Below are 21,681 nucleotides of genomic sequence, written 5' to 3' on the forward strand. Positions count from 1 at the left end.
CCATGAACGACCCCAACACCTCCCCATTCATCGATGTCCTGATCGCCGGTGCCGGCCCGACCGGCACCACGCTGGCGATCGACCTGATGCGGCGCGGCGTGAACGTCCGCATCATCGACAAGGCCCCGCACTCGTTCGAGGGCTCACGCGCCAAGGGCATCCAGCCGCGGACACTCGAGGTGTTCGACGACCTCGGCACGATCGACGAGGTCCTCGCGGGCAGCAGCGACTACCCGCGTCTGGGCATCCACCTGGGACCGGTCGCCGCACCGTGGCGCATGTTCCGCAACCGCGACCGCACGGCCGACGTTCCCTACCCGAACACCCGGCTGATTCCCCAGTACCGCACCGACAGCGTGCTGCACGATCGGCTCGAGCAGCTGGGCGGCCGGGTCGAGTACGGTCGCGAGCTCGTCGAGTTCGTCCAGGACAGCACGTCGGTCACCACGACGGTGACAGGGGACGGCGGCACCGAAAAGATCACGGCACGCTATCTCGTCGGAGCCGAAGGCGGTTCGAGCGCCGTGCGCAGCCAGCTCGGCCTGAGCTTCCTCGGCACGACCGACGAACAGGACCGGATGCTGATCGTCGACGCGGTCACCACCGGTCTGTCCCGCGATCGCTGGCACATCTGGCCCGGCGTGAAGGGCCGGTTCGCGGGCGCCTGCCCGCTGCCGCACAGCGACCTGTTTCAGTGGATGGTTCGCCTGGCCCCGGACGAGGACCCGCCAGAGGGGGCGGAGACGATCACCAGGCGGATCCAGGCGCAGACCCACAACCGGAACATCCAAGTGCACGACATCCGCTGGCGGTCGGTGTTCCGGCCCAACATCCGCCTGGCGGAGGCCTACCGCCGCGGACGGGTCTTCCTCGCCGGCGATGCCGCGCACGTGCACACCCCCGCCGGCGCACAGGGCCTCAACACCGGAATCCAGGACTCCTACAACCTCGGTTGGAAACTCGGTCAGGTCCTCGCAGGGGCTGACGCGCAGCTGTTGGAGAGCTACGAAGCCGAACGCCTGCCGATCGCCGCGGGCGTGCTCGGCCTGTCCACACAGAAGTACGAAGGCATCGCGAAGCTCGACCCGTCGAGCCTGCGCCGTGGCAAGGACGAACAGCAGTTGTCCCTGACCTACTACGGCGGCCCGCTCGCGCCAACCAACTGCGACCGCACCACGACGCTGCAGGTCGGTGATCGCGCGCCGGACGCCGAACTACTCGACACGAACGGCGCATCGGTGCACCTGTTCGACGCCTTCCGGGGTCCGCACTTCACCGTCATCGCCTACGGCCGGGATGCCACCGTCGCCAGCGAGGAACTCGACTGGCCAACCGCCGGGGCGCCGCTGCGGCGTGTCGTCGTCGATGCCGACGCCGGGGAAGACTTCCGCCACATCTACGGGATCAAGGGGGACACCCTGCTGCTCATCCGGCCCGACGGCTACATCGGGCACATCGCCACCCGGAACTTCCTCGCCTCGATCCAGACCGCCGCCCGCGCGATGGCGCCGGTGGTCCAGCAGGAGACCGCACGATGACCCGCATCCTGCTGCGCGGCGCGCAGGTGATCACCATGGCGCCGCACCGGCCCGACGCCGAACGCTCTGACGTCCTCATCGACCGCGACCGCATCGCCGGGATCGGCAAAGACCTCGCCGACACCGGCGCGGAGATCGTCGACGTCACGGACCGGATCATCATTCCCGGCCTGGTCAACGCCCACCTGCACACCTGGCAGACCGCGCTGCGCGGCGTGGGCGTCGACTGGACGCTCGCGGACTACCTCGGCCGTATGCACGGCGCCGTGGCCAAGCACTATCGCCCGGAAGACATGCGCGTCGGCACGCTCGCCGGTGCCCTGAGCCAACTCGACCGCGGCACCACGACTCTGGGCGACTGGTGCCACAACACGCCCACGCCGGAACACACAGACGCGGCAATCGACGGTCTGCTGTCGTCCGGCATCCGCGGGGTCTTCCTGCACGGCACCCCGTACTCCTCCGCCGACGCGGCCCACCCCGTGAGCGAGATCGACCGGCTGCTCGACGGCGCAGCCGGCACCCACGCGCTGCTCACCTTCGGCCTGGCCGTCCGCGGCCCGCAACTGTCCACTCCGGACGTCGCGGTAACCGACTTCCGCTCAGCCGCCGAGCGCGGAATCGTCGTGTCGATGCACCAGAGCGGCGGAGCACCAGGGCCGGGGTGGGAGGCGGTGCGCGCTGCCGGGTTGCTGAGCCCCTCTGCCAACATCGTGCACGGCGCCGGTCTCACCGACGAGTGGATCAAGATCCTGGTCGACGCGGGAGCGAGCGTCACGTGCACGCCCGAGAACGAACTCGGCCAGGGCCACGGCTCCCCCGTCACCGGACACCTGCTCCAGCTGGGCGCCGCGCCGTCACTGGGTACCGACACCGACGCGGTCACCCCGGCTGACGTCCTCTCCGCCGCCCGGATCGCGTTGGCCCATCAGCGCGGCCGCGACCACGACCACCACCGGCAGTCCACCGGCGCGTTCTCCCTCACCGCGACGATCACCGCCAAGCAGGCGCTGTCCTGGGCGACGGTCGAAGGCGCACGAGCACTGGGCCTCGACGATCGCGTCGGCAGGCTCGAGGCCGGCATGCAAGCCGACCTCGTCGTCATCGACGGCTCCGCGCCGAGGCTGTGGCCGGTCACCGATCCGGTCGCGACGGCGCTGTACGCGGGCGCTGGTGACATCGAGGCGGTCATGATCGCCGGGCAGTGGCGCAAACGGCAGCACGCCCTCGTCGACGTCGACCTCGACGCCCTGCGAGGACAACTCCAGCAGTCGGCGGACCACCTCCTGCCCAACCTCGCGAACTGACCGCTCTCGTGCGCCTGCGCCAATTCGAGTACTTCGTCGCCATCTGCGAAGCCGGTTCCTTCAACAGGGCGACGAACTGCACGTCGCGCAGCCGTCGCTGTCACAACAGATTCAGGCACTGGAGAAGGAACTCGGGGCCGAACTGCTCGAACGCGGCCGTCAGGGCATCTCCCTCACCGCGGCGGGCCGGATCTTCCTGCCAGGCACGTGCGGTGCTCGCCTCGGTGGAATCGGCCCGCAAGTCGGTGGCGGACCTGGTCGACGGCATCGGCCGTGAGCTGCACGTGCTGACCGTCCGGTCGGTGGCCTCCAGTCGCTGGTCGGGCCTGTTCGCGGATCTTGCGAGCCCCCAGGTGCTCGGCGGGACCTGAGGCCCCCGCCGCTGTCGGCGAACGATGTGGTGACCGTGTGTCGTGAAGTGTCCGGATTCCCCGGCCTGGCGTCATGCCTCCTCGGCGCCGCGGTCTGATGGGGAACCGTACTGGCGGCGCAGGCGGGCCTTGAGGATCTTGCCGGTGGCGTTGCGGGGCAGAGCGTCGACGAGGACGATCGACTTGGGGAGCTTGTACTTGGCGAGCCGGCCAGACAGGGAGTCGATGATGTCGTCGGGCGACACGTCGGCGCCCGCGCGGGGCACGACCAGCGCTCTGCCCACTTCGCCCCACCGTTGGTCGGGTATGCCGATCACCGCGCATTCGGCGACCGCGGGATGCTGGTAGAGGAGTTGCTCGACCTCGGCCGGATACACGTTCTCCCCGCCCGAGATGTACATGTCCTTGATTCGGTCGACGATCGTGACGTACCCCTCCTCGTCGACAGTGGCCGCGTCTCCGGAACGGAACCAGCGTCCGTCAACGAAGGCGTCCCTGGTCGCTTCGGGCCACTGCCAGTAACCCTTCATCACGTTGAGGCCCGCGATGATCACCTCGCCGACCTCGCCCGGTGCGACATCGGTGAGGTCGGGCCGCACCACGCGTACGTCGGTGAAGAAGCAGGGTGTGCCGGCCGAGCCGGCCTTGCGGATGCTGTCCGGCGCGCGCAGGCCCAGCGCGGCGGGAGCGGTCTCGGTCAGGCCGTACGCCTGGAGGAAGGTCAGGCCACGGTCCTGGTACGTGTGGATGAGGGCCTTGGGTACGGGTGCAGCCGCGCACATCAGGATCCGGATCGACGACAGGTCGGCCGTCGCCCACCGCGACGACCGGGCCATGGCCTGGTACATCGCGGGCACGCCGAACATCCTCGTCACCCGGTGCTCGGCGATGACGTCGAGCACCCGTTCCGGGTCGAAACCGCGCATCAGCACCGATGTCCCTCCTTTGAGGAAGCCGGGCAGGAAGACGGTGTTGAGGGCGGCGGTGTGGAACATCGGTGCCACCACCAGAGCGACGTCGTCGGAGGCGATGTCCACGTCCAGCAGGATGTTGAAGCAGTTCCAGGCGATGTTGGCGTGGGTGAGCATGACGCCTTTGGGACGGCCGCTGGTGCCAGAGGTGTACTGGATCATGCACACCTCATCGAGGCCGACCGCCTCGTCCAGGGGGTTGTCCGGCGCGCTCGCGAGCAGCTCCTCGTACGCCTTCCCCACCTCGACGTAGTGCTTCACCTCGACGTCGTCCCTGAACGCGTCGACGATGTCGGTGAGTTCGGCCCCGAACACCAGCACCGGCGCTCCCGAGTCGCCCAGGATGAAGGCCAGTTCGGGTGCCGCGAGGCGGGTGTTGAGCGGGACGAAGACGGCGCCCAGGGCGTTCGTGGCGAACAGGGTTTCCGCCAGGGCCGGGTGGTTCGCGCCGAGGTAGGCCACCCGGTCGCCGCGTGCGACCCCCAGGGCACGCAGGGCGTGAGCGAGCCGCGTCACGCGCGCGGCCAGCTCTCCGTAGGACAGGGATCCGCCGTCGTGCACGACGGCGGTGGCCTCCGGTGCCATGCGGGCACGCCGCGCGGGCCACGAGCCGAGCCCTTGATCGCGCATGGATGCGTCTCTCTTCGCTCAGAGCTCTCAGAGCCAGTCGGGCCATGTGTAGTCGGCTGATTCGTCGTGGCCCCGGCGGGGCGGCAACGGGGCGAGCCGCCCCCTGGAGAAGACCAGCGGTGCGGCGCCGGTCTTCTCCACCCCGAGTTCCCGGACGCGGCCGAGGACGAAGTGGTGGTCGCCGTGGGTCGACACGTCGGCGATGTCGCAGTCGATCCAGGCGACGACGCCCGCCAGGACGGGGCTGCCCGAGGCCGCGCCGCGCCACGGGTGGCGGTGGAAGACGTCGGGCGCCTTGGCGCTGACGTCCCGGCAGAGGCCCTCCTGGTCGACGGCGAGCACGTTCACGCAGAAGGCGCCGCCGGCCCTGATCCTGCGCCAGGTCGTGGAGAAGCAGCCGGCGAAGAACGCGACGAGCGGAGGGTCCAGCGACACCGAGGTGAACGAGCCGATCACCATGCCGACCGGGGTGCCGTCGGGTTCCTTCGCGGTGACCACCGTGACACCTGTCGGGTAGTGGCCGAGCACGTGCCGGAACCGGCCGGGGTCGTCCGCCGGGTCACCGCCGGGCGCCGTCGCCGCGGGCGTCGACCGGTTCACGCCGGGGTCCCCAGGCCGAGCAGAGAACGGGCGTACCCCGTAGCCCACGAGCCGTGCTGCGCGTTCATGTGTGTCTTGTACGTGGCGGCGTCGCGCAGGTACCGCTGCATGCGCTCGCCGTTCGCCAGCGCGCTCGAGCCACTGGCCGAGGCCAGCATCTCGACGGCCTGGCAGGCGAGTTGGCCGGACTGCCTGGCTGTGAGGGAGAGGGCCTGGTCGTCCAGTTCGGAGAAGGGCTCGCCCCCTGCCAGGCCCCTGGCGGCGTACGCGATGTAGTCGTCGGCGATCGACAGGATGATCCGCTGCGCGCTGTCGGCCAGGGCCGTGGCCAGGCCGAGGTTGCGCTGGTGTTCCGGATCGTGGCTGCGTGGCTTGAAGGGCGGCATCGGGCTGTTCTTGGTGGTGATGATCCGCTGGTACTCGTCGATCGCGGCCCAGGCGGTGCCCGCCACGATCGAACACAGCTGGATGTTGAAGAACGACATCAGCCGGCCCGCGTACATCGGGTTGCCGTGCAGTTCCATACCCGGCCCGTCGGTGACGTCGTTCGCCAGGTGGGTCCTGGACACGTACTCGTGCGGTACGAGAACGTCCTCGGCCACGACGCTGTTGGAGCCGCTGCCGCGGAAGCCCAGGATCTCTCCCCAGTTGTCGAGCATCCGCCAGCCGGAGGGCACGAGCACCATGCCCGGCGTGGGCCTGCCGCCCTCTTCGTCGATGATGAGCACGCCACCCAGGAAGTGCGTGGAGACGTTGACTCCGGAGGAGTAGTCCCAGCGGCCGTTGACCAGGTACCCGTCGGGGGTCCTCGTCGCGGTGGCGCTCGGGGCGACCGGCAGCGGGGCCCGGAAGTCACCGTCCGGCCCGAACACCTCGCGCTGGGTGCTCTCGGGGAAGCGGCCGGCCACCACCAGGCTGTGGGAGGCGGCCAGACACAGGTTCCAGCCGCTGGACGGGCAGCCGCGGGCCACCTCGGTGACCATCCGGGAGTAGGTCCGCAGGTCGAACTCGTAGCCGCCGAAGCGGCGTGGCTGGAGGGACCGGTAGAAACCCGCCTCCAGGAACGCCTTGTGCGTGTCATCGGAGATACCGGTCCGCTGTTCGGTCTCGTCCTGATGATCACGAAGCCAGGCCCGCATGCCGACGGCCCGGCGCACCAGTTCCTCCGGTGTCAGGTCCGGCTCCGGCTGCGGAATCTCGATGATTTTCTCGGCTGCCTCGGTTGTCTCGAACAATTCGCACCCCATCCGCTGCTGTGCTGGTTCGGCCTGAAAGGAGTGTTGGCAGCGCGGCGAAGGACCGTCCAATGCCGGTAACTGCGGGCCTGATGAGTGCCGTGCATCACAGCAGGTAGGAGCGGGGTGACTGGAATGCCGCACATTTCTGCCCGGTGACGTGCGGGGAAGCGCGCTGTAACCTGGCCCGGACCACGACGCCGTGGACCTCGCCTTTCTGGAGGGCTGAGTGGAACTGCGGAGCCTGCGCCATTTCTCGGCGCTCGCCGCGACCTTGAATTACCGGGTCGCCGCCGAGCGTCTGCACCTCACCCAGCCCGCGCTGACGCGATCGATCGCCGCCCTCGAGCGTGAGCTGGGCGTCCAGCTGTTCGACCGCGACAAAAGGCATGTGGCGCTCACCTCCGACGGCGCGGAACTGCTCGAACGGGCGGTCGAGGTGCTGGCCGATGCCGACCGGCTCGCCGCCACCGCGGACGCCATCAGGGCGAGGCAACGGGACGAGGTGCGGATCGCGCTCTACGGGGTGGCTCTCGCGGAGCTGACGCATCCGGTCATCGAGGCGTTCTGCGAGCGGTATCCCAGCGTCATGATCCGGGTGCACGAAGCGGACTTCCACCAGGGGCTCGCCCCGCTGCTGGCCGGCGAGTGCGACGTGGCGCTGTTGTGTCTGAGCGTCGACATGCCGGGCCTGACCCGCGTACCGATCTTCACCGAGCCCGTTTCCCTCGCGCTGTGGAAGGGGCATCCGCTGGCCTCGGCCGCCGCGGTGGACATGACCGAGGTCTACGACCAGCCCTGGGTCACCCCCCACCCGGACGACGACTTGTGGGTGGGGGGACGCCACGGGGACCACGACGCCCCGACAGTCGGCTCCCACGCCCGCTCGGCCCTGGACATGGCCTCGAAGATCGCCTACCAGCACATGGTGGGACTGATGCCGCTGTCGGGCACCCGGATGTTCCCGCAGCACCCAGGAGTGGAGGCCGTCGCTCCGAAAGAGCCCCTCGACGCGGTGGCCGCGGTCGCCTATCCGAGGACGGGCCACTCGCCGGCCGCCCCGGCGTTCGCCGAGGTCGCACGCCGGGTGGCCCGACGCGCGACCGCCGTGCCGTACGCCGAGATCTCCCGGTAGGAGAGGTCAGCCGCCGTACGGCGGCTCGCCCGCCCAGGCCCCGTGCAGGACGGCGCGCAGATCGTCGGCGGAGACCGGGCGGGGATTCGCGTACGGCGCCCCGAGAGCGACATCGACCGCACGGTCCACGTCGGCGGCGCTCAGGCCCAGGTCGGCGAGCGATCGCGGGATGCCCAGCCGCTCGCCCAGCTCGTGCAACTCCCGTACCGGATCGGGGACGTCGAGCGCCCGGCGCATCGCCGCCAGTGCCTCGGGAACCGCCGGCGCGTTGAAGGCCAGCACATGGGGCAGGACGACGGCGTGTGTCTCGGCGTGCGGCAGGTCGAAGGTGCCGCCGAGCACATGGCAGAGCTTGTGGTGCAGCCCCATGGTGGTGGCGCCGAGACAGGTACCGCACAGCCACGCCCCGTACAGCGCGCGGCTGCGCGCGTCATGCCCCGAGGGGTCGGCGACGATCTCGGGAAGGGCCGCGGCCAGCGCCCGCACACCCTCCTCCGCCATGAGGGAGACGATCGGCGTGGAGTCCGGGGCGTACAGAGCCTCGACGGCGTGCGCGATCGCGTTCATGCCGCTCGTCGCGGACCCCACGGGCGGCATGGTGAGCGTGAGCAGCGGGTCGTACACGACGCTGCGCGGCAACACCTTCGGGTCGCGCCCGGTGCGTTTGACCGCGCCCTCGGTCAGGCCCCAGACGGGTGTCATCTCCGATCCGGCGTACGTCGTCGGGACGGCGACGATGGGCAGGCCGGTCCTGAGCGCGACGGCCTTGGCCAGGCCGGTCACGGAACCGCCGCCGACCGCCACGCAGCCGTCGGCCTGGGCTTCGAGAGCCGCTTCGACGGCCAGGTCGGCGACCTCAACCGGGACGTGCGTCACCGCCCCCGCTTGCAGCCCGGCGCAGGCGTCGCCGAGAGACGCGGCCACGGCACGGGCCGTCTCCAGGCCATGGTCGTCGCACAGCACGAGGACGCGGCGCAGGGCGAGAAGCGCGACCTCGTCGGCCACCGCGTCCGGAACGGCACCCGGCCGGAAGAGGACGCGCATCGGCTGGGCCTGATAGGTGAAGTCCAGGGCGCGCTCCCTCACGCGATCACCGGTTGCAGCACGATGTCGAATTGCGCCCGGCGGAAGGGGTTGGCCAGGCCCAACTCCGCGGCCTCCTCGGGGGCGTCCACCTCGACGAACTCCTCGACCAGGCTCTCCCTCACGGCGAAGACCGCGTCCGACTCCAGATAGTCGCTGCCCGCCACGAAGATGTGCGTCGTCACCGGGCTGTGCCCCTCGGCGCCCACGATGAAGTGGACGTGGGCCGGACGGTAGGGGTGACGGCCGGTCGCCTCCAGCAGCGAGCCGACCGGCCCGTCCGTCGGAATGGGATACGGGCTCGGAACGCACGAGCGGAACCAGAACCGCCCCTCGGCGTCCGCTGTGAACAGCCCGCGCCCATTGCCCGGCGGCTGCTTCTTCGGCTGCTGGACGTCGTAGAAGCCCTGGTCGTCGGCCTGCCACACGTCCAGCGTCGCGGCGGGCAGCGGGGTGCCGTCGACAGAGACGACCCGTCCGCTGATCACACACGGCTCGCCGCCGCCGACCAGATCGATGTTCGCCCCGAGTTCACGGACCGGGGACTCGGTCATGTGGAAGGGGCCGAGCACCGTCGAGTCGGTCGCGGCGGCCGCCTTGTGGTCGTTGATCGTCTCGACGAGCATCGACACACCCAGGACGTCCGACAGCAGGATGAACTCCTGCCGGGTGTCGTCGCACATGTGCCCGGTCGCGGTGAGGAAGTCGATCGCCCGCTCCCACTCGGCCTGGGTCGGCTCGATGTCCCGTACGAAATCGTGCAGGTGACGCGTCAGGGAGACCAGCACCTCGCGCAGTCGGGGATCGGACGTGTGGGCGAAGCTTTCCAGCACGGCCGTCGTCGTCGCGGTCTTCGCGGTGAGGTCCACGGCCGCTCAGCCCCGCCCGAGGATCTGCCGCAGTGCGTCACTGAGTGCGGCCGTGACGTCGCCGGTGGCGTCCTGGCGGCGGAAGGCCACGTGGTTGTCCGGCCGCACCAGCAGCGCGCCCGAGTCGCCGATCTCCCGCAGCCGGGCCCAGTCCCCGTACGGGTCCTCGTACTCCTGGCCGGGCCCGATGACCGCCGTGGCGATCTCCAGGCCGAGCTCCTTGCCCACGATGCGGGCGGCCTCCGCCCAGGGCTCGCCGCCGATGCCGGTGATCAGGGTGAACCGGCCCTGCCCGCCCAGGTCCAGGGTGGACAGGTTGCGGGTGCCTGCGGAGATCCAGGCGTGCGGGAGCTTGGCGCCGGGGCGGGTGCTCGGCTGGAAGTGCAGCTCGGGGTCGCGGGCGAAGCCGGGGTCCTCTGTGCCGTCCGGGACGATCGCGGCGGAGGTGTAGCGCTGGTTGAGGTCCACGCCGTGGGCGTTGAACTCGTATGCCTTGAAGGCGATCGCCTCCCGCAGCCGCTCCCGCTGCTCCTCCGCCTCCGGGGTGGCGTCCTTGCGCGCGGCGATGTTGCGCCACAGCTGCTCGGGGGTCTGCGGGGACAGGCCGCCGAGCGCCTCGAAGACGGGTGCCGTTTCACCGATGGACTGGTTGGCCCGGGTGACGACCTGCTTGCCGACCGGTGCCCGCTCGTCACTGTAGGTGTCCAGAAGGGACGGGGACGCGGTGCCGTCCAGGACGAGCTTCAGCTTCCAGGCCAGGTTGTAGGAGTCCTGGATGGAGGTGTTGGAGCCCAGCCCGTTCGACGGTGGGTGCCGGTGGCAGGCGTCGCCCGCGCAGAACACCCGGCCGCTGGAGTACTTCTCGGCGTACATCTCGTTGACCGTCCAGGCGGAGGACGACTTGATGGTCACCGGTATCTCGTCGTCGCCCACCAGCTTGCGCACGACCGACAGGGCGTACTCCTCGGTGAGGTCCGGAGGGCCGCCCTCGACGTCGTACCCCCACACGATCAGCCACTCGTTCCACGGCCGTACGCAGCGCACCAGGCCTGCGCCGATGCCGCCGACGGTCGCGCCTGGCGCCAGCACCCAGTAGAGGGTGGCGGGCCGGTGCGCCACGTACTTGGTGAGATCCGCGTCGAAGACGATGTTGATGCTGCCGGCCACGCCCATCTGGCCGCCCATCGGCAGCCCGGCGTCCTCGGCCACCTTGCTGCGGCCGCCGTCGGCGCCGATCAGGTACTTGGCGCGGATCGCGTAGGTGTCGCCGCGCACCCGGTCGCGCACCGTGGCGGTCACGCCGTCCGCGTCCTGCTCGTGCGACAGGTACTCGGTGTCGAAGCGCAACCGGGTGCCGCGTTCGACGGCCGCGGTCACCAGGACCGGCTCCATCAGGTGCTGCGGCATGTCGCACATCCGGGTGGGGCTGGCCAGCTCGTGCGCCGCCTGCACCAGCGGCTCGTTGCCCCAGGAGCGGAGCCGGCCGAGTTCCTCACCGGCGATGGCGGTGCAGAAGACGGTGTTGCCCATCAGGTGTTGCGGCGTGGCCTTGACGATCACGTCCTGTTCGACGCCGAGATCGCGCAGCACCTCCATGGTGCGCTGGTTGGTGATGTGCGCCCTGGGCGTGTCCGCCAGCCGTGAGTAGCGCGTCACCATGATGTTCGGAACGCCATAGGTGCTCAACGCGAGGCCGGCGCTCGCGCCCGCCGGTCCGCTGCCCACGATGAGCACATCGGTCTCCACCATCGTCATCGGGCGTCCTCCTCCACCGCTGCCGGCTGCTTGCCCAGCCAGGCCATCAGCGCCTCCGCCACCTCGTCGGAGTTCTTCTCGCCCATGGGCAGATGACCGTTGCCGGTGATCCCCATCTCCGGCAGGCGCAGCAGCTCGGCGTCCGCACCGGCCTGCGCCAGATAATCGGCGACGCCGTGCCCGGACGGCGCGAACGGCGAAGTGTCGGCCACGACGACGGCGATCGGGAAGCCCTTCAAGTTGGGCAGGGACCGGACGGGTTCGTCCTGCACGAGGCAGTCCTGCACCCCGTCGGCTCCGGCTGCCCGGAGCCTGGTGCGCAGCTCTTGCGGATCCCGGACCGGCGGCTCGTAGGTGATCGGGGCCGCGGTGAGGCCCCAGTCCAGTCGGCCGAAGCCGGGCAGCTCGGTGAACGGCGGCCCGATCGGCTCCACCGCGATGATCGCCTTGACCAGCCCGGGCCGGGCGTCGGCGACGAGCCACCCGAAGGGGCCGCCCATCGAATGGGTGATGAGCACAGCCGGCCCGATGCGGTCGAGCAACTCGGCCCCGCAGCGCCGCATCTGCTCCTCGTTCTCGGTGAACGTGGGCAACGCGGGTCCCTGGCTCGCCATCAACTGGTCCAGCGCGGAGTCGTCGCCGATCTGGCCGCTGCCGGGCCACTGGCTACCGGGTCGCCCCGCCCCGTCGCAGAACAGCCAGCGGATGAACTCGTACGTCGGCGCCGCGCCCTCCAGGGGCCCGAGGACATCGGGGTGGTACGGGGAGCGCCCGTGACCTGGACGGTCGACCACGTACACGGCGTAACCGGCCTGGAGGAACCGGGTGGCCCAGCCGGGTCGCCCGTCCGGCGTCGACAGGTAGTCCGTGCCCTGGCCGCCGCCTCCGTGGACCATCACCACGGGCAGCGGATACCGGAGATCGGCCGGGATCTGGTACTGGACGTACATCGCGGCCTCGGCGGCGGTCCCGGCCTCGGTCGGCTTGCGCCCGACACCGACCCAGAACGCGCCTTGCTCGCTGATCGTCAACGACGAGGCGGCACGGGCCGGCTCGGCGGTCCCGGCTGGTGGGGAGATGGTCATCGGCGAACCTCCGTCACGGCGTCTGCGCCCATGCCCAGCACTATTGGTGACCGGCTCCGGGGCGGTCCAATGCCGGTTGGGGACGCCGTGATGCATGGCGCTCATCAAGGCCGTTGACCACTGACATGGTCGTGGCGAACCGCTGGCCGATCAGTCAAGGCCGCCTCGGCCCGTGATCGTCGGGCTCGCTGCTGATCCCGCCCGGTGGCTCGGCCTGCAGATCCCCCAAGCGCGGCACCACCCTGACGCCGCCGATCCGCGGCAGGACTCCGCGTCCTCGCCTCGCTGTGGGTGTCGAAACACGGCCGCTGCAGCCTGACCTGTACACCAGGCGCGTGGGTTCGTACTCGTTGATCAGGCCGCGCGGACTGATCAACGAGTACCGACCGCCTCGTCGAGGAAGCCACCGGACTGGTGGCGCCACAGCTTCGCGTACGTCCCGCCCACGTCGAGCAGTTCCGCGTGGGTGCCCTGTTCGACGATCCGGCCCCGGTCGAGCACGATCAGCCGATCCATCCGCACGACCGTGCTCAACCGATGTGCCACGACGATCGCGGTGCGGCCCTCCATGAGCCGCCACAGCGCCTCTTGGACCAGCACCTCGCTCTCCGAGTCCAGCGCACTGGTCGCCTCGTCCAGCAGCAGGATCGGCGCGTCACGCAGGATCGCGCGGGCCAGCGCGACCCGCTGCCGCTGTCCGCCGGACAGTTTGACGCCGCGTTCGCCGACCATCGTGTCGAACCCATCGGGCAGCGCGTCCGCGAACTCCGTCACGTGCGCCGCATGCGCGGCACGGTAGATCTCGGCGTCCGTCGCGCCTGGCCGTGCGAACGCGATGTTCTCGCGCAGCGTCCGGTGGAACATGGCCGGGTCCTGGGGCACGTACCCGATCAGGCCGCGCAGGTCGGCCTGACTCAGGCGGGCGATGTCCTGACCGCCGATGAGGACGCGGCCCCGATCGACGTCCATCAGCCGCAGGAGCAACCGGGTGAGCGTGGTCTTGCCGCCGCCGGAGCGGCCGACGAGCCCTATCCGCGTGCCCGCCGGGATGTCCAGGTCGAGCCCGTCGAACAGCGGCTCACCGCCGCCGTGCGTGAACACCACGTTCTCGAACCGGACCTGGGAGTCCTTCACTCGCAACGGTTCCGGGTGCACAGGGTCGAGCACGACCGGCGGGTCGAGCAGCAGTTCGGTGAACTGAGCTGCCTCGGTGAGCGCACTCTCCACCTGCCGGTAGATCTGGTTGAACTCGAACATGATCCGCGTCGCGTTCCCGAAGTAGGCGAACGTCACCACGATCGCCTCCACGCCGAGCCCATCACTGACCCCGATCGCGACCACGAGGCCGAGCACGTTGGTGAGCACGGACAGCGGCGCGATCACGGTGTCGATGCGCAGGTTGTTGTAGTCCCACGACCGCAGTGCCAGCGTTCGCTGCTTGGCGGCACGGGTCCGGTGCTCCGCGCCCTCGCGCCGCTCGGCGGCGAACGCCCGCACCGTCTCCATGTTCGTCAGCGTGTCCGAGACATGGCCGGACACCTGGGCGATGGCGGCCTCGCGCTCGTCGACCAGCCGCTGGCGTTGGCGGATGAGCGGCGCGACCACACATCCCGTGACCAGGATCAGGCCGACCAGCACCGCGACGAGCATCGGGTTGTAGCGCCACAGCACGACGCAGGCGAAACCCAGCGGGATGAGGTTGGCGAAGATCTTGAACGCCAGCGTGTCCACGAAGTCCTCGAAGCGGAACGCGAAGCTGAGCACCCGTTTGGTGAGCGAGCCGGCGAAGTTGTCGTGGAAGAACGCCGCGTCCTTCCCCAGCAGTTCATCCATCGCGAGGGCGGACAGGTTCTCGATCCCGCGGCCGTCCACGCGGTTGAGGCAGTGCAGGCCGATGCGCCACAACAGTTCCGAGAGCAGCATGAAACCGGCGAAGGCCAACACGTACGGCAGGACGGAGTCGAGACTTGTGCCGCCACCGCCCGCGAGCTTTCCCACGAGCCCGCCCACCGCCAACGGCGCGAGATAGAGCTGACACGTGACGCCCAGCGCGGGCAACACGAGTGCGCCCGCGGTGAGGAACCCGTGGCGCCGCAGTTCCTTTCCGTACAAGCGCAGGGCGAGCGGCACCGCGTTCTTGCGGACGGGCCTTTCCGAACCTGGCACGACCATCCGCCCCCTCCGGACACCTCGGCTTCCTCATGCTGCCGCAGAGGGGCGGATGGCAGCGATCGAATATCGCCGCGTGGGGCACGGCCGGCGGAGTGACTCGCGACGATGCGGTCGCGATCTCTGCGAGGCGGCGGAGCCGCGATCCGAGGCGTTGTGGGGGCGCCAAAGCACGGCCTCATCCGTCTGACCCGCGCGTCAGGCTGCCACAGGTTCGCCGCCGCAAACACCCATCTGCCCGAACTGGAAGGGCACCGCTCCCGTACGTTGCACCCGAAGGCGGCAGCTGGTCACCTCCTCCGCTTGGCCGCCCACATGGGCCTCGCACGTCCACGGGCGTTCGTCGTCGACGCCGTCATGCGCCGGCGGCACCCGCGCTCGGCTGCCGGTAGGGCCGCACGGCACGGCGCGCGATGGCGAAACGGTGCGTCTCCGACGGCCCGTCGTAGATCCGGAACGGTCGCACCTCCCTGAGCAGACGGGCCAGCGGGGCGTCGGCCGCCGAGATGCCGAGTGCTCCGCAGATCTGCACCGCCCGGTCGACCACCCGGTTCACGGCCTCCGCCACGAAGGTCTTGGACACCGAGGTGAGTTGCGCGGCGGCCGAGCCGGTGTCCAGTTCCCAGGCGGTACGCAGGATCAGAGCACGGCTCGCCTCGATGTCGATCTCGGAGTCGGCCAGCATCTGCTGCACCATGCCGAGGTCCCCCAGGACGGAGCCGAACGCCATGCGACTGCCCGCCCGTTCCAGTGCGGCGTCCTGGGCGCGCCGCGCGGCTCCCAGCCAGCGCATGCAGTGCGTCATACGGGCCGGGCCGAGTCGGATCTGGGCTCCCTCGAAGCCGTGGCCGACCGCGCCGAGCACCTGGTCGTCCCCCACCACGCACCCGTCGAAGACGATCTCGCTGTGCCCGGCGAAGAGCCCTTCGTCCAGGGTCTCGATGTCCCGGACGATGGTCATGCCGGGTGTACCGGCGTCGACCAGGAACATGGTGGCGCCGCCTGGGTCTCCGGGGTTGCCGGCGGTGCGGGCCATGACGATGGCGAAGCCGGCACCGCGGGCGCCACTGATGAACCACTTGCGCCCGTCGATGCGCCACCCGCCGGGAACCCGGGTCGCGGTGGTCCGCAGGGAGCGGGGATCGGCGCCGGCTCCCGGTGCCGGTTCGGTCATGGCGAAGCAGGACCGCACCTCGCCGGCGGCGAGCGGGCGCAGATAGCGCTCCTTCTGGTCTTCGGTGGCGACCTTCTCCAGCAGGTGCATGTTGCCCTCGTCCGGGGCCGCGCAGTTCAGCGCCAGGGGGCCGAGCAGCGAGTAGCCCGCGGCTTCGAACACCACCGCCTGACCGCGCAGGTCGAGTCCGTGCCCGCCCCACCGCGTCGGCACGTGCGGAGCGAACACGCCCGCCTCACGGGCGCCTTTCTGCAGGGTTTCCCGCAGGGACTCGGGGGCGTCGTGCACGGACCCGCCGCAGGCGCGCTCCGCCGGGATCACCACCTCGCGTACGAACGCCGAAGTGGACGCGGCAAGTTGGGCAACAGTCGGATCGACATCGAACTGGATGGGCACGGGACCTCCCGCCGACAGGCGTACGGGCATCGGACCCGCCGCGTCCCTAGAAACTGTATAGCGTCTTCAGTATCTTGCCGAGAGACACCCTGCGACGGGATGACGACAGGAGAGACGTCCCATGAGCCACCCTGCGAGCACCGAGCCGGTCCGGGTCGTCCGTCACACCGACGGAGTCGTCGAGGTGAGGCTGGACGCCCCCGAGCGGGGCAACGCCCTTGACCTGGCAACGGCCGAGGCACTGCGGGACACGACCGCCCAAGTGGCCGCGGACCCAGGCGGCGCGGTCCTGCTGCGGGCGGCGGGCGGCACCTTTTGCGTGGGCGGTGACCTGCGCGCTTTCGCCGGTCGCGGCGAGGGGACGGGTGCCTATGTGCATGCCGTGGCGACCGCCGCGCACACCGCGATACAGGTCCTGCACGAGCTGCCGGTACCGGTGGTGACCGCCGTGCGGGGCGCCGCCGCGGGCGGCGGGGTGGGCCTCGCCCTCGTGGGCGACATCGTCCTGGCGGGCCGGTCCGCACGGTTCCGGCTGGCGTACACGGACGTCGGGCTCACGCCGGACTGTGGGGCCTCCTGGTTCCTGCCGCGTCTGGTCGGTCCCCGGCTGGCGGCGGACCTGATCCTCACCAACCGGGTCCTGACCGGGGACGATGCCGAACGGTGGGGGCTGGTCTCCCGGTCGGTCGACGACGCGGAGCTGGACGCGGCGGCGCACCGGACCGCCGCCGGACTGGCCGCCGGCGCCGGTGCCGCGCTGCGCGCCGCGAAGGGCCTGCTGCGTGGCCGTGCCGGGCACGGACTGGGCCGCCACCTCGTCGAGGAGGCGCGGCAGATCGCCGCCCTGGCGGACGGGTGGGAGGCCCAGGACCGCATGGCGTCGTTCCTCGCCGCCCGGGACCGCGCTCGGGCGGGCTTCAGGGAGCCCGAAGGTGTTTCTTGATTCCCTCTTCACTAACTGGCCCGCCGGAGCGTAACCTCCGGGCAACACAGAACCGAGGAGCCGGTTCACCACAGAACCGGGGAAAAGGTGTGGCGATGCAGCCTGCTGCCGTGGACCTTCCGGACTCTCCCGACGACACGCTCGCCGAAGCCCTCGTCGACCTCGTTCTGCGTGGCATGTGGCACGGCAGGCCAGAGTCGGAGCACCGCCCCTTGGTCGACGCCGGGCTGGCGATGGTGAAGGGGCCGATGGCGCTGCCGACCGAGCGTGCCAAGGCCGCCGCCTCGCGGATCCTGCGGATCTCCCCGGGATCAGCGCAGGAGGCGCAGATCACCGCGGCGTACGAGGCCTTCCTGCCGCTCAATAGGAAGATCCGCGAGGTGTGCACGGCATGGCAGTGCCGCCCCGACGGCACCGCCAACGACCACTCCGACAGCGTCTACGACGCCGGGGTGCGCGAGTCGCTGGAAGACGTGCACGAGGCCATCCAGCCCGTGCTGCGCAGGCTGGAGCGGGTGCTCGAAGGCAGCGGACGGTACCTCACCGCCCTGGAGGAAGCCCTCGACCGCTTCGACGACGGTGCGGTGCAGTGGCTGGCCTCGCCCCTGTGCGACTCGTACCACACCATGTGGATGCGGCTGCACCAGGAGTTGCTGCTCGTGCTGGGGATCAGCCGGGCCGAGGACGAGGCCCGGGAAGAGGAACTGGTCACGAGGAGCCGGGGTTGAGCGTCACCGACCGCGAGACGGGCCCCCTCACACCGTCCGAGGTCCCCGGCCGGATCCTGGTGCCCTACGGGCAGGGGCGGATCCGGGGGCTCGACGCCGACGAACTGGGCGCTCACGGCACAGCGATGGACCGTCTGGTGGCCCTCGGGCTGCCGGTCGTACCGGGGCTCACCGTGCCGGCCAGCGCCTCCGCGTCGCTGTGTGAACCCGGCACCGCCGAAGCCGCCGTCGACCTGATCGAACAGCTCTCGGGGCGGCGGATCGGCGACGCCGGCCGCCCGTTGCTGCTGCGCCTGTCGGCGAGCGCGCCGACCGAGATCGCCGGACTGCCGCCCGACCTTGCCTGCCTCGGCATCACCTCCGCCGGCGCCGACAGCCTGTGCGCCGTCATCGGGCGCGAAGACGCGCTGTACGAGGTGTGGGCCACTACCGTGCGGATGATCGCCGAGTACGCCCTCGACGTACCCGGCGCGGTGCTCGACGACGCTCTCCTCGACACGCCCGAGCCGCGGGCACGGGTCGATGCGCTGCTGTCCCTGGTCGCGCGGCACGGTTCACGGCCCTTCCCCGACGACCCGGCCCAGCAGCTCGCGCTGGCCGCCCGTGCCCTCCTCGTTCGGTGGGACTCACCGCGAGCGAGAAGATCCCGCAAGGCACAGCGGCTGCCCGCCGATCTCGGTATCGCCCTGCACGTGCAGGCGCTGCGCATCGGCCCGGCGGACCACTCCGGCTACGGCACGGCGGTCAGCCGCCATCCCGAGACCGGCCGCCTCTCTCCTCAGGGCTCGTTCTTCCGGGGGGTGCGCCGCAGCGCCCCACCACCGCACACCAGTGAACCGCTGGACCGGCTCGCGGGCGGAACAGCTCTCCTGGAGCATTCCCTGCTCACCCTCGAACGTCATCTGCACGCACCCGTCTCCGTCGACTTCGAGGTGCGCGACGGCGAGATCTCCCTGCTCGCCGCCGCCGCGCAACAACGGCCGCCGCTGCGGGCCTCGGTGTGCCTCGCCGCCGACCTGGCACGCGACGGCGCACTCGGCCTCGATGAGGCCGTGCTCCGGATCAGTCCGGCGCAGGTGCAGGAACTGCTCCATCCCCAACTCCGGCTGACCGGCGGCGAGGAGCTCCTGGTCAAGGGACTGCCCGCCTCGCCTGGCGCGGCGACCGGTGTGATCGTGCTGTCCAGTGAACGTGCCCTCGAACTGGGCGCGGACGGCACACAGGTCGTGCTCGCGGCCCACGAGACGAGCCCGGCGGACGTCCCGGGAATGCTGGCGTCCGCCGCCGTACTGACCGGCACCGGCGGTATCGCCTCGCATGCCGCCGTGGTGGCGCGGGGCGCCGGCAAGCCCGCGGTGTGCGGCGCCGAGGGGCTGCGCGTGGACCGGGCCGCCGGGACGGTGCGGATCGGGAACCGGGTGCTGCGCGAGGGCGACCCCGTCTCGATGGACGGCCGTACCGGCGCCGTCTACGCGGGGACGCTGAGCGTCAGTGTCGCCGGACCACCGCCCGAACTGTCCACCCTGCTGGAGTGGGCGGACGGCATGCGCCGGCTGGGTGTGCGGGCGAACGCCGACAGCGCCGCGGAGGTGAGCACCGCCGTCGCGCTGGGGGCGGAGGGTGTCGGGCTGTGCCGTACGGAGCACCAGTTCCTCGGTGAGCGGCTGCCGCTGATCCGCCGGGTGATCCTGGCCGCCGACCCGGCGGCCCGCGACGAGGCGCTGTCGGCACTGGAACACGCCCAGCACCAGGACTTCAGAGCTCTGCTGGCCGCGGTCGGGAACCGTCCCGTGACCGTGCGGCTGCTGGACGCCCCGCTGCACGAGTTCCTGCCGGGCCCGGGACAGGCCGAGAACGCCGGAGAGGAGCAGCGGGCCGCCGCGCTGCGTGAGGCGAATCCGATGCTCGGGCTGCGCGGGGTGCGGCTCGCGCTGCTGCACGAGAGGCTCTACCCGGCGCAGGCCGAAGCGCTCTTCGCCGCCTGGGCGGATGTCGCCGCCACCGGGGTCCGGCCCGAGCTGGAGGTGATGATCCCGCTCGTCAGCGTGCCGGAGGAGCTGGCCGCCGCGGCCGCGTACGTGCGCGGGGCCGCCGAGGCAGTCGCCGCCCGCACCGGCGTGCAGGTTCCGTACCGGTTCGGCACGATGATCGAGACGCCGCGGGCCGCGTTGCTCGCCGGCGAACTCGCCGACCACGCCGAGTTCTTCTCCTTCGGCACCAACGACCTCACCCAGCTGACCTACGGATTCTCCCGGGACGACGTCGAGCGCCAGGTGCTCGCCAACTATCAGGAGCGCGGTTTGCTGACGGCCAGCCCCTTCGCGCGGCTCGACCCGCACGGGGTGGGTGCCCTGGTCGCTCTGGCGGCCGAGCGGGCACGGAGCGTGCGGCCCGGTATCAAGCTTGGCGTGTGCGGAGAGCACGGCGGGGATCCGGAGTCGATCGCGTTCTGCGACGGCCTGGGCCTCGACTACGTCTCTTGTTCCGCGCACCGCGTGCCGGTGGCCCGGATGGCGGCCGCGCACAGTGCCCTGCGCGAGCGGCGTGACGAGATCGGGAGTGCGCGATGACGAGCACCGTGACCGACGGCACGGCGCTGTCGGACGGCGAACTGGACGACCTGCGCGAGACCGTGCGGTCCGTGTGCGCGGACGCCGGGGGCACCGCGGCGGTGCGCCGGCTGCCCGAGCGCTCCCCCGGCATCGACGCCGCGTTGTGGGACACCCTCGGCCGGCAGGTCGGCCTCGCGGCCCTCGGTCTGCCCGAGTCGGTGGGAGGCATCGGCGGCCTGGCCGAGATCGCCGTGGTCTGCGAGGAGTTGGGCAGGACGCTGGCACCGGTACCGCTGCTGTCCTCCACCGTGCTGGCCGGGCAGGTGCTGGCCGGCTGCGGTACGGCCGACAAGGCGCTGGCCGAACTGGCCGAGGGCACGGTGCACGCCCTGGCGGTGGCGGCGCCCGACGGAACATGGCGGCCCGACGCCGTGCCGGTGGCCGTCTCCTGGCAGGGCGGTGTCCCGGTCCTCGACGGCACCGTGCCGTTCGTCCTCGACGGCGCCGATGCCCAGGCGCTGGTGGTGGCCGGCATCGGGGCCGACGGCGTGGACCTCTTCCTCGCCGGCCCGAGCGAGCCGGGGGTCACGGTTCGCCGGGTGCCCACCCTGGATCTCAGCCGTGGCCAGGCGGTCGTCACCTTCTCCGGCGCCCGCGCCCAGGCGCTGACCACCGGGGGCGAGGGCGCGCAAGTCGTCTCCCGCACGCTGGACGTGGCCCTGGTCGCCCTCGCCGCCGAGCAACTCGGCGGTGTGCAGGCGGCGTTGGACATGACGGTGGCCCATGTGCGGGACCGCACCCAGTTCGGCAGGGCGATCGGCAGCTTCCAGGCGGTCAAGCACACGTGCGCCGACATGCTGCTCCAGGTCGAGTCCGCACGGTCGGCGGTGGTACGCGCGGTCCGGGCGGTCGGCTCGCCCGAGGCGCTGGCCGAAGCGGCGGCGGTGGCCCAGGCGTGGTGCTGCGAGGCGTTCGTCTCCGTCGCCGCCGAGTGCGTTCAGCTCCACGGCGGCATGGGCTTCACCTGGGAGCACGACGCGCACCTGTACTTCCGGCGTGCCCAGTCCGACGCCGTCCTGCTGGGCGACGCCGCGCATCACCGGGAACGACTGGCCGGGCTGCTGTCCTGGTGACGAGGAA

General features: G+C 71.0%; 18 protein-coding genes. 9 read left to right on the forward strand and 9 right to left on the reverse strand.

Annotated features, from left to right (window positions below; all coding sequences use genetic code 11):
* The first annotated feature begins 2 nt into the window (after positions 1–2).
* The 4 genes from JOD27_RS37070 (at position 3) to JOD27_RS37085 (ending at position 3,216) form a co-directional block, all read left to right on the forward strand.
* Positions 3–1,538 carry an FAD-dependent oxidoreductase gene (locus JOD27_RS37070; protein ID WP_204767019.1) on the forward strand — a complete coding sequence of 512 codons (1,536 nt, stop codon included), beginning with the start codon at positions 3–5 and terminating at the stop codon, positions 1,536–1,538.
* Positions 1,535–2,845, forward strand: coding sequence for an amidohydrolase family protein (locus JOD27_RS37075; protein ID WP_204767020.1), 1,311 nt, complete (start codon positions 1,535–1,537; stop codon positions 2,843–2,845). The genes JOD27_RS37070 and JOD27_RS37075 overlap by 4 nt, the downstream gene beginning before the upstream one ends.
* A 76-nt stretch (positions 2,846–2,921) precedes the next feature.
* Complete coding sequence (locus tag JOD27_RS37080; RefSeq protein ID WP_204767109.1) at positions 2,922–3,122, forward strand: LysR family transcriptional regulator; 201 nt, start codon at positions 2,922–2,924, stop codon at positions 3,120–3,122.
* Positions 3,058–3,216, forward strand: a complete 159-nt coding sequence (locus JOD27_RS37085; protein ID WP_204767021.1) for a hypothetical protein — start codon at positions 3,058–3,060, stop codon at positions 3,214–3,216. The genes JOD27_RS37080 and JOD27_RS37085 overlap by 65 nt, the downstream gene beginning before the upstream one ends.
* Positions 3,217–3,287: 71 nt before the next feature.
* Here JOD27_RS37085 and JOD27_RS37090 read toward each other — a convergent pair whose 3' ends face one another.
* From JOD27_RS37090 to JOD27_RS37100, 3 genes are read right to left on the reverse strand one after another with little or no spacing between them, the layout of a single operon-like run.
* Positions 3,288–4,817, reverse strand: coding sequence for an acyl-CoA synthetase (locus tag JOD27_RS37090; RefSeq protein ID WP_204767022.1), 1,530 nt, complete (start codon positions 4,815–4,817; stop codon positions 3,288–3,290).
* A 27-nt stretch (positions 4,818–4,844) separates the two neighbouring features.
* On the reverse strand, positions 4,845–5,417 hold the full coding sequence (locus JOD27_RS37095) for a flavin reductase family protein (RefSeq protein ID WP_204767023.1): 573 nt from the start codon (positions 5,415–5,417) through the stop codon (positions 4,845–4,847).
* The gene (locus JOD27_RS37100) at positions 5,414–6,652 is read right to left on the reverse strand and encodes an acyl-CoA dehydrogenase family protein (protein ID WP_204767024.1); all 1,239 of its coding nucleotides are present in this window, start codon (positions 6,650–6,652) and stop codon (positions 5,414–5,416) included. Before JOD27_RS37100 ends, JOD27_RS37095 begins: the two co-directional genes overlap by 4 nt.
* A 229-nt stretch (positions 6,653–6,881) precedes the next feature.
* Between JOD27_RS37100 and JOD27_RS37105 the strand changes: the two genes are divergently transcribed.
* A complete protein-coding gene (locus JOD27_RS37105; protein WP_204767025.1) occupies positions 6,882–7,787 on the forward strand; it encodes a LysR family transcriptional regulator in 906 nt (301 codons plus the stop codon).
* A 6-nt stretch (positions 7,788–7,793) separates the two neighbouring features.
* Here JOD27_RS37105 and JOD27_RS37110 read toward each other — a convergent pair whose 3' ends face one another.
* The 6 genes from JOD27_RS37110 to JOD27_RS37135 all read right to left on the reverse strand — a co-directional run bounded on the left by JOD27_RS37110 (position 7,794) and on the right by JOD27_RS37135 (position 16,318).
* On the reverse strand, positions 7,794–8,873 hold the full coding sequence (locus JOD27_RS37110) for a maleylacetate reductase (protein WP_307830556.1): 1,080 nt from the start codon (positions 8,871–8,873) through the stop codon (positions 7,794–7,796).
* A complete protein-coding gene (locus tag JOD27_RS37115; RefSeq protein WP_204767026.1) occupies positions 8,870–9,739 on the reverse strand; it encodes an intradiol ring-cleavage dioxygenase in 870 nt (289 codons plus the stop codon). Before JOD27_RS37115 ends, JOD27_RS37110 begins: the two co-directional genes overlap by 4 nt.
* 6 nt (positions 9,740–9,745) lie before the next feature.
* Entirely contained in the window at positions 9,746–11,494 is a 1,749-nt protein-coding gene (locus tag JOD27_RS37120) for an FAD-dependent oxidoreductase (protein ID WP_204767027.1), read from the reverse strand.
* The gene (locus JOD27_RS37125) at positions 11,491–12,579 is read right to left on the reverse strand and encodes an alpha/beta hydrolase (protein ID WP_204767028.1); all 1,089 of its coding nucleotides are present in this window, start codon (positions 12,577–12,579) and stop codon (positions 11,491–11,493) included. Before JOD27_RS37125 ends, JOD27_RS37120 begins: the two co-directional genes overlap by 4 nt.
* Positions 12,580–12,951: 372 nt before the next feature.
* The gene (locus JOD27_RS37130; protein WP_204767029.1) at positions 12,952–14,751 is read right to left on the reverse strand and encodes an ABC transporter ATP-binding protein; all 1,800 of its coding nucleotides are present in this window, start codon (positions 14,749–14,751) and stop codon (positions 12,952–12,954) included.
* Between the two features lie 352 nt (positions 14,752–15,103).
* Positions 15,104–16,318, reverse strand: coding sequence for an acyl-CoA dehydrogenase family protein (locus JOD27_RS37135; protein ID WP_204767030.1), 1,215 nt, complete (start codon positions 16,316–16,318; stop codon positions 15,104–15,106).
* A gap of 121 nt (positions 16,319–16,439) precedes the next feature.
* On the opposite strand from JOD27_RS37135, the gene JOD27_RS37140 reads away from it, so the two are divergent.
* The 4 genes from JOD27_RS37140 to JOD27_RS37155 all read left to right on the forward strand — a co-directional run bounded on the left by JOD27_RS37140 (position 16,440) and on the right by JOD27_RS37155 (position 21,674).
* The gene (locus JOD27_RS37140; RefSeq protein ID WP_204767031.1) at positions 16,440–17,261 is read left to right on the forward strand and encodes an enoyl-CoA hydratase/isomerase family protein; all 822 of its coding nucleotides are present in this window, start codon (positions 16,440–16,442) and stop codon (positions 17,259–17,261) included.
* 95 nt (positions 17,262–17,356) lie between these two features.
* Positions 17,357–17,989 carry a hypothetical protein gene (locus JOD27_RS37145; RefSeq protein WP_204767032.1) on the forward strand — a complete coding sequence of 211 codons (633 nt, stop codon included), beginning with the start codon at positions 17,357–17,359 and terminating at the stop codon, positions 17,987–17,989.
* Positions 17,986–20,559, forward strand: a complete 2,574-nt coding sequence (locus JOD27_RS37150) for a putative PEP-binding protein (RefSeq protein ID WP_204767033.1) — start codon at positions 17,986–17,988, stop codon at positions 20,557–20,559. The genes JOD27_RS37145 and JOD27_RS37150 overlap by 4 nt, the downstream gene beginning before the upstream one ends.
* Positions 20,556–21,674: an acyl-CoA dehydrogenase family protein gene (locus JOD27_RS37155; protein WP_204767034.1), complete on the forward strand. Its 1,119-nt coding sequence runs from the start codon at positions 20,556–20,558 to the stop codon at positions 21,672–21,674. The genes JOD27_RS37150 and JOD27_RS37155 overlap by 4 nt, the downstream gene beginning before the upstream one ends.
* Positions 21,675–21,681: the final 7 nt, after the last annotated feature.

Source organism: Lentzea nigeriaca (genome assembly GCF_016907955.1).
Classification (GTDB): domain Bacteria; phylum Actinomycetota; class Actinomycetes; order Mycobacteriales; family Pseudonocardiaceae; genus Lentzea; species Lentzea nigeriaca.

What these genes read in the sequence shown, in the direction of transcription:
- JOD27_RS37070 (WP_204767019.1), top strand. Translation starts at nt 3, where the DNA reads ATGAACGACCCCAACACCTCCCCATTCATCGATGTCCTGATCGCCGGT.
- JOD27_RS37075 (WP_204767020.1), top strand. Translation starts at nt 1,535, where the DNA reads ATGACCCGCATCCTGCTGCGCGGCGCGCAGGTGATCACCATGGCGCCG.
- JOD27_RS37090 (WP_204767022.1), bottom strand. Translation starts at nt 4,817, where the DNA reads ATGCGCGATCAAGGGCTCGGCTCGTGGCCCGCGCGGCGTGCCCGCATG.
- JOD27_RS37120 (WP_204767027.1), bottom strand. Translation starts at nt 11,494, where the DNA reads ATGACGATGGTGGAGACCGATGTGCTCATCGTGGGCAGCGGACCGGCG.
- JOD27_RS37125 (WP_204767028.1), bottom strand. Translation starts at nt 12,579, where the DNA reads ATGACCATCTCCCCACCAGCCGGGACCGCCGAGCCGGCCCGTGCCGCC.
- JOD27_RS37130 (WP_204767029.1), bottom strand. Translation starts at nt 14,751, where the DNA reads ATGGTCGTGCCAGGTTCGGAAAGGCCCGTCCGCAAGAACGCGGTGCCG.
- JOD27_RS37140 (WP_204767031.1), top strand. Translation starts at nt 16,440, where the DNA reads ATGAGCCACCCTGCGAGCACCGAGCCGGTCCGGGTCGTCCGTCACACC.
- JOD27_RS37145 (WP_204767032.1), top strand. Translation starts at nt 17,357, where the DNA reads ATGCAGCCTGCTGCCGTGGACCTTCCGGACTCTCCCGACGACACGCTC.
- JOD27_RS37155 (WP_204767034.1), top strand. Translation starts at nt 20,556, where the DNA reads ATGACGAGCACCGTGACCGACGGCACGGCGCTGTCGGACGGCGAACTG.